Below are 16,994 nucleotides of genomic sequence, written 5' to 3' on the forward strand. Positions count from 1 at the left end.
GTTCTCTTGACTCCGACATTTGCTCCAAGGCCCGTATCAGGCGGATGCAAATGTCGGAGCAGAACCACTAGCGTACGCTCTTGCCGTCACGATCGAAACTCTTGAGATAGGCGAGGAGATTGGCGACCTCCTCATCCTTCGGCAGGCCGGCGAAGACCATCTTGGTGCCGCGCAGGACATCGCGCGGGTTCTGCATCCAATGCTTGAGATTGGCTTCGTCCCAAGTGATGCCGGATTCTTTCATGGCCTGCGAATAGCTGTAGCCTTCGACGGTCGCCGCAGGCCGGCCGATGACCCCGTTCAACTGCGGCCCCACCAGATTGCGCGCGCCTTCCCCGACCTGATGGCAGGCCCGACATTTACGGAACACGACCTCGCCCGCCGCCGCGTCCTGCGCCTGGGCAGGGACGCTAAAGGAGGCCACCAGTCCGAATCCGACGGTCAACGCAATGGTCAATGCCGGCAGGACAAGCCTCCGGACGGCAGGTCTCCGGGCGTGAAATGTCACGGCGCCACATGTCATGGGGCCATCCTTTCGATGCCGGTCGCATCCGCGTCTGCGAGCCAGTCCGTCACGGAGCGATCGCCGATCGTGAGTTGAGGCGCGATCTCGGCGAGTGGAGCGAGCACGAAGGCCCGCGACGTGAGACGGGGATGGGGCAAGGTCAGGCACTCTGTCGTCATGGTGCGGTCGTCATAGGTCAAAAGGTCGATATCGATGACGCGCGGACCCCAGCGCTCCCGCCGCTCACGGCCAAGCTGCCGCTCGACGGCGAGACACAGGGCGAGCAGCGCGTCAGGCGCAAGCGTGGTGTCGATGCGGGCACAGGCATTGACGAACCAGTCCTGATCGAGCTTGCCCCAGGGGGGCGTGCGATAGTCGGCCGAGCGCGCCGCCAGCGTGACGCCAGGCGTCTCAGTCAGCATCTGGAGCGCCCTGGCGATGGTCGCCCGCTTGTTGCCGAGATTGCTGCCGAGGCAGATATAGGCCTCAGCCACCGCGCACCCGCGTGATCTTCACGGCGACGCTGTCGATGATCGCCGGGACCGGCGCTGACGGCTTCTCGACCTCGACGCTGATGCGTTCGACGCGCGGAAATTCCGCCAAGGCTTCGTCGGCGACCGTTTGCGCCAGCGCCTCGATCAGGCGAAAGCGCCGGCTGGTGGCGACGCGCGTCACCAGCGCCGTCATCTGCCCGTAGCAGACGGTCTCGTTCCAGTCGTCGCTATGGCCGGCAGGCGCGGCATCGAAGCCGATATCGAGTGACACGTAGAAGCGCTGGCCGAGTTTCTTCTCCTCATCATTATTGCCATGATAGGCAAAGACGGCGATGCGCCGGATGAGGATATGATCGAGGGGACGTGTCGTCGTCATGGCGCACTCCTTGGGGCTGGTTCCCCGGTCAGCACAGCGAGGCGGGACGGGTCCTGGACCGCCTCGAAGATCCGGCAGGCGTCGCGGTGGGGGGCGACGTCGTGGACGCGAATGATGTCGGCCCCATGGGCAAGCGCCAGGACATGGGCTGCGAGCGAGCCGGCGAGGCGTTCGCCGGCCGGCCGGCCGGTCACGAGGCCGATGGTCGATTTGCGCGAGGCGCCGACCAGAAGGGGGCAGCCGAGCGTCTTGAGCTCTGCCAGCCGTTGCAGCGCGATGAGGTTTTGCTCAGGTGTCTTGCCGAAGCCGATGCCTGGATCGAGGATGATGGCGCCGGGCGCCACGCCGGCGTTCTTCGCGCGGTCGAGGGTCCGCGCGAAGAACGCCTTCATGTCGGCGATGATATCGAGCGCCGGATCGATCGTGTCGCGATTGTGCATGGCGACCACCGGCACGCCATGCGCGGCCGCTACCGCGGCCATGGCCGGATCACGCTGGAGGCCCCAGACGTCGTTGATGATGACGGCCCCGGCCGCAATCGCCGCTTCCGCCGTCTTCGCCTTGTAGGTGTCGATCGAGATCGGCACCTCCTGCCGCGCCGCCACCGCGGTGATCACCGGGACGACGCGGGCAATCTCCTCCTCCGCGGAAATCTCCGTATAGCCCGGCCGCGTCGATTCCCCGCCGATGTCGATGATGTCGGCGCCTTCACCCACCATGCGGGCGGCCTGGGCGAGCGCTGCCTCGTGCGTCGCGAAGCGTCCACCGTCCGAAAAGGAATCCGGCGTGACGTTCAGGATGCCCATGATCAGCGGACGCCGGCCGAGATCCGGGAGGACAGGGCGTGCCGGGGCGGATGCGTGCGCCATCAGACGGTCTCGGTCACCTTGTTCAGATGGGGCGGACGATCCGGATCGAAGCCGCGCTCGCGGGCGACCGCGTCGGCCAGCGGATAGAAGCTCTGGATCAGGGCGATCGGGGCGGCGAGCGGATCGACGCCGGCAGCGAGCGGCAGGGTCACCACGCCGCGTTCGCGCAGCCCCTCACCGGCGGGGCCGGCGATGATGACCGGGACCCCGCGGTCCCTCAGGCGACCGATGAGTTCGCGTGTCCCTTTCAGCGTTTCATCGGGCTGGCTGAGGACGAGCACAGGAAATTCCGGGCCGGCGAGCGCCTGCGGCCCATGCATGACTTCTGCCGCGCTGACGGCTTCTGCATGCAGGCCCGCCGTCTCCTTGAGCTTGAGGGCGGCCTCCTGCGCCACGGCGAAGCCCGTGCCGCGCCCGACGACATAGAGATTGCGGGCGGCGACGAGCGGGCCGATGGCGCCGTTCCAATCCTGGTCGAGCGCCGACGCGAGGGTTTCCGGCAACGCCGCGACAGCCCTCTTGAGCGTGCTGTCGTCGCTCCAGTCCGCCGTGATCATCAAGCCGGCGGCGAGCGAGGTGATGAAGGATTTCGTGGCGGCGACGCTGCGCTCCGGCCCCGCATGCAGGGGAAGGACGACCTCCGACAGGTCAGCCAATGGCGATGTGGCGTCGTTGACGACCGCGACCGTGGTCGCACCTTCCTCGCGCGCGCTTTCGGCGAGATGCAGCAGGTCCGGGCTGCGGCCGGACTGGGAGATGGCGAGAAAAAGGGCATCCGCGACGCGGAGTTTCGCCTGGTAGACGGAACTGATCGACGGTCCGACGGAGGCGGTGACGACACCGAGACGGATCTCGAACAGGTATTTGGCGAAGGTCGCGGCATTGTCGGAGCTGCCGCGCGCGCAGGTGACGGCAAAACGCGGCGGATCCCTGCGCAGCCGCTCTCCGAGGGCCGCCGTCAAGGCACCGTTTCCGGCGATCAGGCGGGCGACCGCTGCGGGCGCCTCGCGGCTTTCGCGCAGCATGGCGGTGTCAGGGGTGGCAGCGTCGGACATCATGGTCGGATCCTCGGTGATAAGTCGCTCGCGCAGGTCATAGCATGCTGCTGGGCCATGAGGATGGCGCCGTCCATAGCATCGGCGCGAGCTGCGACGATGTGATCGTGCGCGTGCGGGGAAAGCCACGGCGTGAGCGGGCCGGCGAGCCCGCCGAGCAAGGCTACCGTCGGGGCGCCCAGCGCCAAGAGCCGCGCGATCAGCGTGTCGGCCTCGGCGGCGGCGGCGGCGATAATGGCTGTCGCGACAGGATCTCCGGCCGCAGCATGGGCGAGGATCGTCGGCGTGAAGCCGGCGAAGTCGCCGGGCGTTGCCACGTCCGCCCAATCGACGATCGCCTCGACGCTATGGCCGAAGTGGCCGAGCAACTCGTCCGTCAAGGCGGAACGGGGGCCGAGTTCGTCAAAGGCGAGCACGGCCCGGCGGAGGCCCTCGCGGCCGATCACCGCGCCGCTGCCGCCGTCGGAGATGATGGAGCCGTAACCGCCGACGGAATGGCGCGTGCCTTCAACGACGGCGAAGCCGCAGGAGCCGGTGCCGAGGATCAGGATGGCGCCCTCCGCGCCCTCTGTCGCGCCGAGCCAGGCGGTGTAGGCATCCGTGTCGACGCTGACGCTGGCGAAGGGGTGCGGCAGGGACTTGAACAGGGCAAGAGGCTTGGATTGGGCGGCGCCGGCGAGGCCAAGTCCCGCATGCATGCGGTGGACGTTCTCTTCGCCGAGATTGCCGGCGGCTGCGGCCGCACGCGCAGCGGCGAGGATGGAGGCCATCACCGTCTCCGGCCCGAGCCGGATATTGGCAGGGCCGCCGCGGCCTTCGCCGACGAGCGCGCCCTGCGCATCACGGATACGCGCCCGGCAATGGGTGCCGCCGCCATCGATGCCGATGAAAAGCGCATCCGTCATGACCGTGCACAGCCTCCCGCCAAGAAGTCTCCCGCTCGCGAATCCACGCAGCCGCGCGCCAGCGGATGGCCGGCACAACACGGCGTCGTGGCCCCATTGTCAAATGGTCATTCCGCCGCTCCGCTGGCAAGGTCTCAGGCCGAGAGCGGGGGGCGGGATTGCCGTCCTTTGCCTTTGGCGGAAGGGGTGGTCGCCTCACTCCAACGGCGGCTTGATCGTCGTCGCACGCTCCAGCCAGGGCGGGGTGGGCAGACCCTTCTCGCGCAGGAAAACAGGGTTGAACAGCTTGGACTGGTAGCGATTGCCGTAGTCGCAGAGCACCGTCACGATGGTGTGGCCGGGCCCGAGATGGCGCGCGAGGCGGATCGCCCCCGCCACGTTGATGCCTGTGGAGCCGCCGAGGCACAGGCCTTCGTGTTGCAGCAGGTCGAAGATAACCGGCAGGGCCTCGGCGTCCGGAATCTGAAATGACAGATCGATCGGCGCGCCTTCGAGGTTCCTGGTGATGCGTCCCTGGCCGATGCCCTCGGTGATCGAGGATCCTTCCGACTTCAGTTCGCCATGGGTGTAATAGTTGTGCAGCGCGGCGCCCATGGGATCGGCGAGCGCGATCACCACCTTCGGGTTGCGCTCCTTCAGGGCGAGACCCACGCCGGCGAGTGTGCCGCCACTGCCGACGGAGGCGATGAAGCCGTCGATTTTGCCGTCGGTCTGGGCCCAGATCTCCGGCCCGGTGGTCTCCAGATGCGCCTGGCGGTTGGCTACATTGTCGAACTGGTTGGCCCAGACCGCGCCTTCCGGCGTCTCGGCCGCGAGCTGTTCCGCCAGCCGGCCGGCGACCTTCACGTAGTTGTTCGGATTGGCGTAGGGCGCCGCCGGCACTTCGATGAGCTCGGCGCCAAGGAGGCGCAGCGCGTCCTTCTTCTCCTGCGATTGCGTCGCGGGGATGACGATGACTGTCCGGAAGCCAAGCGCGTTCGCCACCACGGCAAGGCCGATGCCCGTATTGCCGGCCGTGCCCTCAACGATCGTGCCACCGGGGCGCAGCTCGCCCTTCGCGACGGCGTCCTTGATCAGGTAAAGCCCCGCACGGTCCTTCACCGATTGACCGGGGTTGAGGAACTCGGCCTTGCCGAGAATGGTGCAGCCCGTGAGCTCCGACGCGCGCTTGAGGCGGATCAGCGGCGTGTTGCCGATGAGATCGATCACGCTGGGGGCAAAGGACCCTGGGGCAAAGGACCTTGGAGCTAAGGACCTTGGAGCTAAGGACATGGCGGAAGCCTCCCGGTGGACTGCGACGGAACTCCATCCAGATAGGATAGCATCGGGCCATTGTCCATGAGAACGCGGATGAGCGTCATAAAAACAGATTAATCATGTAATTTATGCTCGGTGTTGAGACTGTCACAGGACAGACGGCACAAGTCCCGATATGGTGCGTTATGGTTGGGCGTGCGGCATCCCAGCCGCACATGAACGCGCAGGGAGAGATGCAATGGGATTGTTCAGCTTCATCAAGGAGGCCGGTGAAAAGCTCTTCGGCGCCAGCGAGGCGAAAGCCGCCACGCCTGAAGAGCTGAAGAAAGAGATCGAGAAGAATGGCCTGAAGGCTGACGGTCTTGAAATCGCCGTCGATGGCGACAAGGTTTCTGTCAAGGGCAAGGCCGTATCGACCGAAGAAGCGGAAAAGATCATCCTGGCACTTGGCAACACGATCGGTGTCGCGAGCGTCGATGATGGCCTCATGGTCGAGAAGGAAACCGCCGCGGCGGTCATGTATACGGTGAAGAAGGGCGATACGCTCTGGAAGATCGCCGAGGCCAATTACGGCAAGGCCAATGGTGCCAAATATACCGTGATCTTCGAAGCCAACAAGCCGATGCTGAGCCACCCGGATAAGATCTACCCGGGTCAGGTTCTGCGCATTCCCGCCCTCTGATCGCCAGCAGGGGATGTGACTGACGGCCTCCCCCACACGGGGAGGCTGCGTCATTTTGGTGGTGGCGTTATGAGAGCATGCTGCGTTTGGACGGAAACCATTACGGTCTAGGTGTTCAATCGCATCCAGCGTTCGCAGCCGTCATGGCCGGGCTTGTCCCGGCCATCTCGATGAATAGAATCGCCCTTCCGATCGAGATCACCGGGACAAGCCCGGTGATGACGATGGTGTCCACTGAGCCATCCTTGAATGTCTCTTGAACCCTCGCCCTCTATGTGAAGCTGCGCCCGTCGGGATTGTCGAGGAAGGCGGCGGCGATGAGTTCGCGCGTATAGCTTTCCCGCGCGTTCGTGAAGATCGTGTCGACGGTGCCGCGCTCGACGACCGCGCCTTGTTTCATCACGAGGATCTCGTCGGAGAGGGCGCGGACGACGGCGAGGTCGTGGCTGATGAACAGATAGGCGAGCCCGTATTTCGTCTGGAGATGCCGCAGCAGCTCGACGATCGATTTCTGCACCGATCTGTCGAGGGCCGACGTCGGCTCGTCGAGGACGACGAGCGTCGGCTTGAGAATCATGGTGCGCGCGATGGCGATGCGCTGGCGCTGCCCGCCGGAAAACTCGTGCGGAAAGCGATGGCGCGTGGCGGGATCGAGCCAGACCTCCTCGAAGGCGCCCGCCGCCCGCCGGTCACGCTCGGCGCGGCTGATCCCGGGTTCGTGCACCAGGAGGCCTTCCGTGACGATTTCGCCCGCTGTCAGGCGGGGCGACAGTGACCCGTAGGGATCCTGGAAAACGAGTTGCAGATGCCGCCGGAGTGGCCGCATGGCGTGCCGATCGGTCGGGTGGATGAGCGCGCCGTCGTAGCGCACCGCGCCGTCGGCAGGCACGAGGCCGAGGATCGCCCGCCCGAGCGTCGACTTGCCGGACCCCGATTCTCCGACGATGCCGATGGTTTCGCCACGGCGAACCGTGAGGTCGATGCCTTTCACCGCCTCGACGGTGCGAACATCGGTGCCGAACAGGCCGCGCCGCTGGCGAAAGGTGACACGCATGCCCTGCGCGGACAGGACGATGGCGCTGTCCGGCGGAACGGGTGCCTTGCGGCCCGCGGGTTCCGCCTCGATCAGCATCTTGGTGTAGGCGTCGCGCGGCTTCGTGAACAGCTCGCCGGTGTCGCCCTGTTCGACCACCACGCCCTGGCGCATGACGTAGGTGCGGTCTGCGAAACGTCGCACGATGCCGAGATCGTGGGTGATGAAGACGATGGCCATGCCGAATTCATGCTGGAGACCGCGCAGCAGCTCCAGGATATGGGCCTGCACGGTGACATCGAGCGCCGTCGTCGGTTCGTCGGCGATGAGCACATCGGGCTTGTTGGCCAGTGCCATGGCGATCATGACACGCTGGCGCTGGCCGCCGGACATTTCGTGCGGATAGGAGTCGATGCGCTCGGCCGGGTTCGGGATCTCCACCTTTGTCAGGAGCTCGATGGCGCGGGCGCGGGCGGCGCTGCGGCTCAGGCCCGAATGGGCCATCAGCGGCTCGATGAGCTGCCGCTCGATCTTGAACAGGGGATCGAGCGACGTCATCGGCTCCTGGAAGATCATCGCGATGGTCTTGCCGCGATAGCGGTTGAGCGCCTTGGGCGGCAGGCCGAGCAGTTCCTCGCCCCGGTAGCGGATCGACCCCTGCGCCTGGCCGTTGGCGGCCAGGAGGCCCATGGTCGCCATCATCGTCTGGCTCTTGCCCGAGCCGGACTCGCCGACGATCGCCACCGTCTCGCCGGCGCCGATATCGATGTCGATGCCCTTCACGGCTTCCACGACGCCGTCATAGGTCGCGAAAGCCACCTTCAGATTGCGGATCGCGAGAATGGGATCCTTGAGGTCTTCGTTCATCGCTTCGCGGCGCTCGGCCGGGACGAGGCTCTGCGCAACCATCAGCGGTCTCGCGGGTCTAGGGCGTCGCGCAGGCCATCCCCGATGAAATTCAGGGCGAACAGCGTGGACACGAAGAAAATGGCGGGAAATATGATGAGATAGGGCGCGTTCTGGATGTTGTTGGCGCCCTCGGCGATGAGCACGCCCCAACTGGTCAGCGGCGCCTGCACGCCGAGCCCGAGGAAGGAGAGGAAGCTCTCCAGCAGGATGATCTTCGGCACCATCAGCGTCATGAAGACGACGACCGGTCCCAATAGGTTGGGAATGATATGCCGGCGCAGGATCGAAAGCTCCGAAACGCCGAGCGCATGGGCGGCTTCCACGAACTCCCGGCGCTTCAGGGCGAGCGTCTGTCCCCGGGTGATGCGCGCCATGTCGAGCCATTCGACCGCGCCGATGGCGACGAAGATCAGCACGAAATCCCGGCCGAAATAGACGACGAGCAGGATCACGAAGAAGACGAAGGGCAGGGAATAGAGCACATCGACGACACGCATCATCACCATGTCGATGCGTCCGCCGAAAAAGCCGGCCGCCGCGCCATAGCTGACGCCGATCACCAGGCTGACGAAGGTGGCGAGGAGGCCGACGAGCAGCGACACCCGGCCGCCGACCATGATGCGCGTCATCAGGTCCCGCCCGGCGAGGTCCGTTCCCATCAGGAACAGCTGGCGCTGCACCGTGCCTTCGACGACGAGGCTTTTGCCGCCATCTTCCGTTGCGACCACCTTGGCATCGCGGAACTGGTCGACACGGTCGATATAGCGCGTGTTGCGCGGGTCGATCGGATTGGGCGAGGTCAGCGTGACCCTGAAGGTCGAGCCGGAGATGGTAAAGTCGCGCATGCCGATGCGGGCGCGGTCCAGCGCGCCCCGCATCGCATCTTCCAGCGTGTTCTGCGCAGGGTAGGGGCTCAGGCTCGGTGGCAAGCCTACATAGGACCGGTAGACCTGATCATAGGCATGGTGCGACAGCCACGGGCCGACGACACAGAACAGCGTGATCGCGATGAGGACGATGAAGCTGACGACGGCCGCGCGGTTGCGCCGCAGGCGCAGGATCGCCAAGGTCGCAAGGCTGCGGCCGGCAGACGCCGACGTGTCGCCGGGCGGGGCGAGGGCTGTGTCACTCATAGCGCACCCGTGGATCGAGGGCAGCATAGAGCAGGTCGACGATGAGATTGAAAACCACGACGAAGCCCGCGAGCATCACGACGGTCCCCATCACGAGGGTGTAGTCGCGGTTCAGGGCGCCATCCACGAAATAGGCGCCGACGCCCGGAATGGCGAAGATCTTCTCGATGACGACAGAGCCGGTGACGAGCGCGGCGGCCGCAGGACCGAGATAGGAGATCACGGGCAGGAGCGCGCCGCGCAGGGCGTGGGTGATGATGATGCTGTTCGACAGCCCGTTGGCGCGGAGCGTGCGGATATGGTCGGCCCTGAGCGCCTCGATCATCGCGCCGCGTGTCAGCCGGGCGATGACGGCCATCTGTGGGAGGGCAAGTGCGATGGTCGGCAGAATGCGATGGCTGAGGTCGCCGCCGCCCCATCCGCCGAGGGGGAGCAGGCCGAGCATCAGGCCGAAGACGAGTTGGAGCAGTGGCCCCACCACGAAATTCGGCACGGTGACACCGACGGTTGCGACCGTCATGACCGAGTAGTCGCTGGCCGAGTTCTGGTGCAGGGCCGCCACGACGCCGGCCGTCACGCCCCCGAAGACGGCCAGGATAAGGGCGCCGAAGCCGAGCGAGATGGAGTAGGGCAGACCCCGCATGAGCATCTCGCCGACGGTGAAGTCAAGCGCCGAATAACTCGGCCCGAGGTCGCCGCGGACCAGTTTCCCGAGGTAGTCGAGATACTGGTAGAAGAGGGGTTGATCGAGACTATAGGCGCGCTTCAGGTTCTCCAGCACCTGGGGCGCCACGGGCTGCTCCATGTCGAATGGGCCGCCCGGCGCGAAGCGCACGAGAAAGAAGGCCACCGTGACGATGATGAACAACGTCGGAACGGCACTGGCCAGCCGTCGCAATGTATAGATGAGCATGGCCCCCCGCTCGCTGAACAGGATAGCCCCCGCCTTGTGGCGGGGGCTAAAGCCCGGGTCAAGGTGCTATGCTGATATAGCGGCTGCGATGCACGTTCTGCACGTTGTCCTCATAGCCACTTACCTTCGGTGAGACGAGGTGAAGCGACGAGCGATAGATCAGCGGGATGACCGGCTCGTCCTTCATGAACATGGCTTCCGCGTCCGACAGGATTTTCATGCGCGCGGCCTGATCGCCGGTCTCGTCGGATTTTTTGAGGAGCGCGTCGTAGTCGGGGTTCTTGTAGCGCGAATAATTGCTGACCGCGTTATCCGACAGGCCAAGGAACAGGAAATTCTGCGGATCGGCATAGTCCCCCACCCAGCCGGCGCGGGCAATGTCGAAATCCCCCTTGTTCTGCAGATAGGCGTAGTGGCTCTTGATGTCGCTGTTAAGGAGCGTGACCTCGGCGCCCAGCACCGACTTCCACATATCGGCGACGGCGGTTGCGGTGTTCTTGTTGCTGTCGTTGGTGTTGTAGCGGATCTCGATCTTGAGCGGCTTCTGCCCCGGGCCGTAACCGGCAGCCTTGATGAGTTCCTTGGCCTTGTCCTCGCGATCGAGCTGCGTCTCGCCGGCCGCCGCAATCTCGGGCGGCGTGTAGTTCTGCAGCCCGGGCGGGGTCATGCGATAGGCCGGCACGGCCGCGCCACCCCAGGTCTTCTCAGCGAGGAAGTCACGGTCGATGGCCAGAGACAAGGCGTGCCGCACGCGCGGGTCGTTGAACGGCGGCTTCTGGACATTGGTGGCGTAGTACTCGATCGACAGATAAGGGGCCGTGCGCACCTGGCTGCCGAGCTTCTGCTTGAGGAAGTTCAGCTGGTCGATGGGGAACTGGTAGTTGGTGTCCAGCTCGCCGGCCATGAAGCGGCGCACCGCGGCGGCGCTATCCTCGGTGGGATAGAACATCACGGTATCGACTTTCACGTCCTTGGCATCAAAGTAGTTCGGGTTCTTCACGACCTTGATGTGGTCGCTCGGGACGAACTCGGAGAGCTTGAAGGCACCGTTCGAGACGAGGTTGCCGGGTCTGACGAAGTCCTTGCCGTATTTCTCGACGCTGGCCTGATGCAAGGGCAGCGCTGTCTGGTGCGTCAACAGCTCCAGGAAGTACGGGGTCGGCTGCTCGAGCGTAATCTCGAGCGTTTTGTCATCGATCGCCTTCACGCCGAGCTCGGCAGGCGGAAGTTCGCCGCGATTGACCGCACGGGCGTTCTTGATGGGGTAGTGCAGGGCGGCATAGCGGGCGGCCGTCTGCGGATCGAGCATGCGGCGGAAGGAGAATACGAAATCCGATGCCTTGACCGGATCGCCGTTCGACCATTTGCCGTTCTCGCGCAGCTTGAAGGTATAGACCTTGCCGTCCGGGGAAATGCTCCAGCTTGCGGCGGCCGCTGGCGTCACCTTGCCGCGGGAATCATAAGCGAGCAGGCCATCGTAGAGATCGCGCAGGATATTGGCCTCGACGTCGATCGAGGTCTGGTGCTGGTCCAGTGTCTTCGGGTCGCCGGCGTTGCCACGCCGATAGGTGACTTCGGCGGATGCGCCAGTGATGAGCGCGCCTGTGGCCAAAGCTGCCACAAGACCGACGCGAAGATATCCCGTTAATGATTGCCAACTCTTGTTCATGATACCGCCCACCGTCTCCGAATGGCTGAAATCTGCGCTACGTCAGCGCCTTTGGCAACGGCTTTCACCAGACTTTGTCGCGACGATGCCCATGTCATGACGGCGTTATAGTTAACGCGGGCGGGTATGATTTGACGAGACTTGCGGATTTCCGATCTGGCGATTTGCAAACTGGCGCGCTGAGGCCCGGTAACAATTCCGACAACAATTCCCCAAGGCCGGCCATCCCGGGTGGGCGCGGCCGGCGGATCGTATTCTCTTGCAAGGCCGGTGCCCGTTCCGCGCAGGCCGTGGCGCTGATGCGGCAGGCAGGGCATCGGCTACGGGAGCCCTATCGCGGCGATTTCGCGGATTGGCTCGCGCGAGTGGGGCCTGTCGCCAGCCGCGCGGACGATTGGTCCGCGTCGCGCCTTTTGAACACACCCTGCGCAAATAGGCACAACGATGAGGGTTTCGGCATTGTGCGCTGCAGCGTGTGCCGATACTTATGTGCGCTCACGCACTTGTAATTTGGCTGAAGTGCGGCACGTATATGGCACAATTTTTGGGGCGTGTCGTTTGCTTGGCTTTGAAGTCGCCGACCGTCGAGACAGGGCAGAAGTCATGCAAACCAGAATGTTTGCTCGTTCTTTCTTTGCGGCGGCGTTTTTCGTCGCCGGTCTTGCGTCGGCGTCGGCGCAACAGCCGGGCGGGGCTCCGCCGCCGGTGACTGTTGCCAAGCCGCTCGTCAGGAAGATCATCGATTATGATGAGTTCACCGGGCGTTTCGAGCCGATCGACGCCGTCGAGATTCGCTCCCGCGTGGGCGGCTATCTCCAATCCGTCGACTTCGAAGATGGCGCTTACGTCAACAAGGGCGATCTTTTGTTCGTCATCGACCGTCGCCCCTTCAAGGCGACGCTGGATCAGGCGGAAGCCACGCTGGTGTCTGCCCAGGCGCGCTTGAAGTTCGCCCAGGCGGACCTGGAGCGCGCGCAGTCGTTGTCGCGGTCCGGCAACATTTCGGACCAGCTTCTCGATCAGCGCCAGCAGAACTTCCTCACGGCGAAGGCCGATATCGACGGGGCCGAGGCGGCGGTGCGCCAGGCGCGGCTCGACTATGAATTCACCGAAATCCGGGCACCCATCTCCGGGCGAATCGGCCGCAAGCTGGTCAGTGTCGGCAATCTGGTGACGGCGAACACCACGTTGCTGACAACCATCGTGTCGCGCGACCCCATCTATTTCTATTTCGATATCGATGAGCGGTCGTTCCTTGCCTACAACAAGGTGTTCAACCTCGTTGCTGACAGCATGACGAAGACGCGGCCGGTCGAGGTGAAGATTGCGCTGACGGACGAACGCGAGCCGAGCCACGCAGGTACGCTCGATTTCGTCGACAACCGCATGGACCAGGCGACCGGTACGATGCGGGCGCGCGCCATCGTCACGAATCCTGATTTCAAGATCTCCCCTGGCCTGTTCGGGCGCGTGCTGTTTCCGGGATCGCCGGAATATGAAGCTGTCCTCGTGCCGGACGAGGCGATCGCGACCGATCAGGACCGCCGCCTTGTCTGGGCCGTTGCGGATGACGGCACCGTCTCGCCGCGCATCGTACGCCTCGGCCCGAAGTCCGATGGCTACCGCGTCATCCGCGACGGCTTGAAGGGGGATGAGACGATCGTTGTCGTCGGCCTGCAGCGCGTGCGGCCTGGCGGCAAGGTCACCCCGCAGATGAGCACCTTGCCGCCGAAGCGATAGCGGTGAGGTCGCCGCCCCGTCGCGTGACGGAGGTGGCGGATTGACAGTCAAACCGTGCCTTTCCCGACAGGACTGGCATGACGGCGCGGCGGGTCCTTAGGCCTGTCGGTTGGCCGCCTGTACGCTAGAGCATATCCGGTGAACTCCGGTTCACCGGATATGCTTCACGTCTTTGTTTCTACGCATTTTCTTCACGCGAACGGTGTCCGCTTCGCTCGAAAATGCTCTGGGGAATTTTTTCCGATGAAGTTCACGCATTTCTTCGTCGATCGTCCGATCTTTGCATCGGTCCTGTCCATCATCCTGGTCATCGTCGGCTATATCTCCTATATCGCACTGCCGATCGCGCAGTATCCGGAGATTGCGCCGCCGACGATCACGGTGCGCGCGACCTATCCCGGCGCAAATGCCGAGACCGTCGCCGCGACGGTCGCGACCCCCATCGAGCAGGAGATCAACGGCGTCGAGGACATGCTCTACATGTCTTCCTATTCCGCCTCCGACGGCTCGATGACGCTGACGATCACCTTCAAGATCGGTACGGACCTCGACCAGGCGAACGTCCTCGTGCAGAACCGCGTGGCGGTCGCCGAGCCGCGCCTGCCCCAGGAAGTGCGGCAGCTCGGCATCGTCACCCGCAAGGCGTCGTCCGACTTCTTGATGATCGTCAACATCCAGTCCCCGAATGATGCGTTCGATCAGCTCTATCTCTCCAACTATGCCCTGATGCGCGTGCGCGATGCGCTGCTGCGCCTCGACGGCGTGGGCGACATCCAGGTCTTCGGCGCGCGCGAATATTCGCTGCGGGTGTGGCTCGATCCGAACCGGCTCGCCTCCTATGGCCTGACGGGCGGCGATATCGTCGCTGCGCTGCAGGAGCAGAACGTCCAGGTGTCGGGTGGCGCGCTCGGGGCGCCGCCGCTGACGGCCGATGCCAAGTCGGCATTCCAGCTGACCGTGCAGACGCAGGGGCGGTTCAGCAATGTCTCGCAGTTCAACAATATCATCGTGAAGGCCGGCGAGGCGGGGCGTCTCGTCCGGCTGTCCGACGTCGCGCGGATCGAGCTTGCCGCACGCGACTACACCACCAGTTCCTATCTCAACGGCAAGGAAACGGTCGCCATCGGCGTCTTCCAGCGTCCCGGGACCAACGCGCTGCAGGCCTCCAACGACGTCATCGCCAAGATGGAGGAGTTGAAGAAGGACTTCCCCGCGGGGATGGACTATGCCATCGTCTACAACCCGACGAACTATATCCAGGCCAGCGTCAACGAGGTCTACAAGACCCTGTTCGAGGCGGTCATCCTGGTCGTCATCGTGGTTCTGGTCTTCCTGCAATCCTGGCGAACGGCGATCATTCCCATCATCGCCATTCCTGTGTCGCTGATCGGCACCTTCGCCATGATGGCGGCTTTCGGCTTCTCCCTGAATACGCTGACCCTGTTTGGCCTCGTGCTCGCCATCGGCATCGTGGTCGATGATGCGATCGTCGTGGTGGAGAACGTCGAGCGTAACATTTCGCTCGGATTGTCACCGCGGGACGCGGCGCATCGCACCATGGACGAGGTGGGCAGCGCCCTCATCGCCATTGCGCTGGTGCTGTCAGCGGTGTTCATCCCGACGGCCTTCATTCCCGGCATCTCCGGCCGCTTCTACCAGCAGTTCGCGCTGACGATCGCGGCGTCGACGATCATCTCCGCCTTCAACTCGCTGACGCTGTCGCCGGCGCTTTGCGCCCTTCTCCTGAAGGCGCACGATCCCCATCACAGGTCACGCAATCCCCTGGTGCGGATCGGCAGCTGGCTGGGCGGGAAGTTCAACCGCGGTTTCGACCGCACGTCCAACGGCTACGCCCGCACCGTCAAAGGCATCGTCGGCCACAAGCTCACCCTTCTCGTTGCCCTCTGCATCTACGGCGGGCTCATCGCCGCAACGGTTCACTCGAGCCGTATCGTTCCGACCGGCTTCATCCCGGCCCAGGACCAGGGCTATCTCATCATGGTCGTCCAGTTGCCGCCGGGGGCCTCGCTCGAGCGTACGGACGCGGTGGTGCAGAAGGCGACCAAGATCGCGCTGGACGTGCCGGGCGTCGCCAACGTGATCGGCGTGCCAGGCATCGATGGCTCCACCTTCACGGTGTCGTCCAACTCGGCCGTCGTGTTCACCCCGCTCGATCCCTTCGAGGAGCGCCTGGCGAAGGGCCAGACGGCCAACAGCATCGCCGGCGTGCTCGTCGGGCGTCTCCAGGCGATCCAGGAGGCCTTCACGATCGCCATTCCGCCGCCGCCGGTCCAGGGCCTCGGCAATGCGGGCGGCTTCAAGATGCAGCTCGAGGATCGCAACGGCGTCGGCGTGCGTCAGGTTCTTGCGGCCGCCGGCGACATCATCGCGCGGGCCAACCAGGATCCGAACCTCGTGCGCGTCTTCACGACCTTCGGCGCCAACACGCCGCAGGTCTATATCGACATCGATCGCACCAAGGCGCGCATGCTGGACGTGCCGGTTTCCAACATCTTCGAGGCGCTGCAGGTCAATCTCGGCTCGGTCTATGTGAACGACTTCAACGCCTTCGGCCGCATCTACCAGGTGCGCGCCCAGGCGGATGCGCGTTTCCGCATCGAGACCGACCAGATTTCACGCCTCCAGGTCCGCAACGCTTCCGGTGGGCTCGTTCCTCTCGGCTCGCTGATCGAGGTCAGCAATGTGGCCGGCCCCAACCTGATCCAGCGCTACAACATGTACACGAGCGTGCCGATCCAGGGCGATACGGCGCCGAGCGTGTCCTCTGGCGCCGGCATCGCCGCCATGGAGCGCATCGCGGACGAACTCTTGCCGCCCGGCATCAGCTACGAGTGGACCGACATCGCCTTCCAGGAGCAGCAGGCCGGCAATACCGCCGTCTTCATCTTCGCCCTGGCGGTGCTCTTCGTGTTCCTCGTGCTTGCCGCGCAATACGAGAGTTGGACGCTGCCGCTTGCCATCGTGCTGATCGTGCCGCTCGCGGTGCTGTCGGCGCTCGTGGGCGTGATGATCCGCGGGATGGACAACAACATCCTGACGCAGATCGGCTTCGTGGTGCTGGTTGGCCTGGCGGCAAAGAACGCGATTCTGATCGTCGAGTTCGCGCGCCAGGCGGAGAATCACGGCAACGGACCGGTGGCGGCTGTGGTCGAGGCGTGTCGTCTGCGTTTGCGCCCGATCCTGATGACGGCCTTCGCCTTCATCCTGGGCGTCATTCCGTTGGCGATTGCACAAGGTCCGGGTGCGGAAATGCGCCAGGCACTGGGAACGGCGGTTGTCTTCGGCATGACCGGTGTGACATTCTTCGGGTTGTTCCTGACGCCGGTGTTCTACGTGGTCCTGAGGTCGCTGACCCTCTGGCTGCGACCGAGCCGCGACAAGGTGGCCGAGGAGCCAACGGCGTCGACGCACGCATGAAGCCATAGGAGGTCGA

General features: G+C 64.5%; 14 protein-coding genes. 3 read left to right on the plus strand and 11 right to left on the minus strand.

Features of this window, described 5'->3' with window-relative positions; all coding sequences use genetic code 11:
* Window positions 1–67 precede the first annotated feature (67 nt).
* From C7450_RS27415 to C7450_RS27445, 7 genes are all read right to left on the minus strand, one after another.
* Window positions 68–424, minus strand: a complete 357-nt coding sequence (locus C7450_RS27415; protein WP_245450141.1) for a c-type cytochrome — start codon at window positions 422–424, stop codon at window positions 68–70.
* A 95-nt stretch (window positions 425–519) separates the two neighbouring features.
* Window positions 520–999 (minus strand): 2-amino-4-hydroxy-6-hydroxymethyldihydropteridine diphosphokinase, encoded by a 480-nt coding sequence (gene folK / locus C7450_RS27420; RefSeq protein ID WP_110377678.1) that lies wholly within the window; start codon window positions 997–999, stop codon window positions 520–522.
* Complete coding sequence (folB, locus tag C7450_RS27425) at window positions 992–1,375, minus strand: dihydroneopterin aldolase (RefSeq protein ID WP_110377679.1); 384 nt, start codon at window positions 1,373–1,375, stop codon at window positions 992–994. Before folB ends, folK begins: the two co-directional genes overlap by 8 nt.
* Window positions 1,372–2,244 (minus strand): dihydropteroate synthase, encoded by an 873-nt coding sequence (folP, locus tag C7450_RS27430; RefSeq protein WP_110377680.1) that lies wholly within the window; start codon window positions 2,242–2,244, stop codon window positions 1,372–1,374. Before folP ends, folB begins: the two co-directional genes overlap by 4 nt.
* Entirely contained in the window at window positions 2,244–3,302 is a 1,059-nt protein-coding gene (locus C7450_RS27435) for an SIS domain-containing protein (RefSeq protein WP_342588551.1), read from the minus strand. Before C7450_RS27435 ends, folP begins: the two co-directional genes overlap by 1 nt.
* Window positions 3,299–4,204 (minus strand): glucosamine kinase nucleotide-binding domain-containing protein, encoded by a 906-nt coding sequence (locus C7450_RS27440; RefSeq protein ID WP_110377681.1) that lies wholly within the window; start codon window positions 4,202–4,204, stop codon window positions 3,299–3,301. Before C7450_RS27440 ends, C7450_RS27435 begins: the two co-directional genes overlap by 4 nt.
* A 195-nt stretch (window positions 4,205–4,399) precedes the next feature.
* Window positions 4,400–5,476: a cysteine synthase A gene (locus tag C7450_RS27445; protein ID WP_110377682.1), complete on the minus strand. Its 1,077-nt coding sequence runs from the start codon at window positions 5,474–5,476 to the stop codon at window positions 4,400–4,402.
* Between the two features lie 223 nt (window positions 5,477–5,699).
* Between C7450_RS27445 and lysM the strand changes: the two genes are divergently transcribed.
* On the plus strand, window positions 5,700–6,143 hold the full coding sequence (gene lysM, locus C7450_RS27450; protein WP_146227562.1) for a peptidoglycan-binding protein LysM: 444 nt from the start codon (window positions 5,700–5,702) through the stop codon (window positions 6,141–6,143).
* A 271-nt stretch (window positions 6,144–6,414) separates the two neighbouring features.
* On the opposite strand, the gene C7450_RS27455 is transcribed toward lysM, so the two are convergent.
* Genes C7450_RS27455 through C7450_RS27470 form a run of 4 tightly spaced genes read right to left on the minus strand, consistent with a single transcriptional unit; the run spans window position 6,415 to window position 11,800 of the window.
* Complete coding sequence (locus C7450_RS27455; RefSeq protein WP_110377783.1) at window positions 6,415–8,043, minus strand: ABC transporter ATP-binding protein; 1,629 nt, start codon at window positions 8,041–8,043, stop codon at window positions 6,415–6,417.
* A gap of 41 nt (window positions 8,044–8,084) precedes the next feature.
* Window positions 8,085–9,218, minus strand: coding sequence for an ABC transporter permease (locus tag C7450_RS27460; protein WP_110377684.1), 1,134 nt, complete (start codon window positions 9,216–9,218; stop codon window positions 8,085–8,087).
* Window positions 9,211–10,131, minus strand: a complete 921-nt coding sequence (locus C7450_RS27465) for an ABC transporter permease (RefSeq protein ID WP_110377685.1) — start codon at window positions 10,129–10,131, stop codon at window positions 9,211–9,213. The genes C7450_RS27460 and C7450_RS27465 overlap by 8 nt, the downstream gene beginning before the upstream one ends.
* Before the next feature lie 58 nt (window positions 10,132–10,189).
* The gene (locus tag C7450_RS27470) at window positions 10,190–11,800 is read right to left on the minus strand and encodes a peptide ABC transporter substrate-binding protein (protein ID WP_110377686.1); all 1,611 of its coding nucleotides are present in this window, start codon (window positions 11,798–11,800) and stop codon (window positions 10,190–10,192) included.
* 615 nt (window positions 11,801–12,415) lie between these two features.
* On the opposite strand from C7450_RS27470, the gene C7450_RS27475 reads away from it, so the two are divergent.
* Window positions 12,416–13,540 carry an efflux RND transporter periplasmic adaptor subunit gene (locus C7450_RS27475; protein ID WP_245450143.1) on the plus strand — a complete coding sequence of 375 codons (1,125 nt, stop codon included), beginning with the start codon at window positions 12,416–12,418 and terminating at the stop codon, window positions 13,538–13,540.
* Window positions 13,541–13,783: 243 nt separating this feature from the next.
* Window positions 13,784–16,978 carry an efflux RND transporter permease subunit gene (locus C7450_RS27480; RefSeq protein ID WP_110377688.1) on the plus strand — a complete coding sequence of 1,065 codons (3,195 nt, stop codon included), beginning with the start codon at window positions 13,784–13,786 and terminating at the stop codon, window positions 16,976–16,978.
* The last annotated feature ends 16 nt before the right edge of the window (window positions 16,979–16,994 follow it).

Origin of the sequence: Chelatococcus asaccharovorans (assembly GCF_003201475.1) — a bacterium.
GTDB classification, from domain to species: domain Bacteria; phylum Pseudomonadota; class Alphaproteobacteria; order Rhizobiales; family Beijerinckiaceae; genus Chelatococcus; species Chelatococcus asaccharovorans.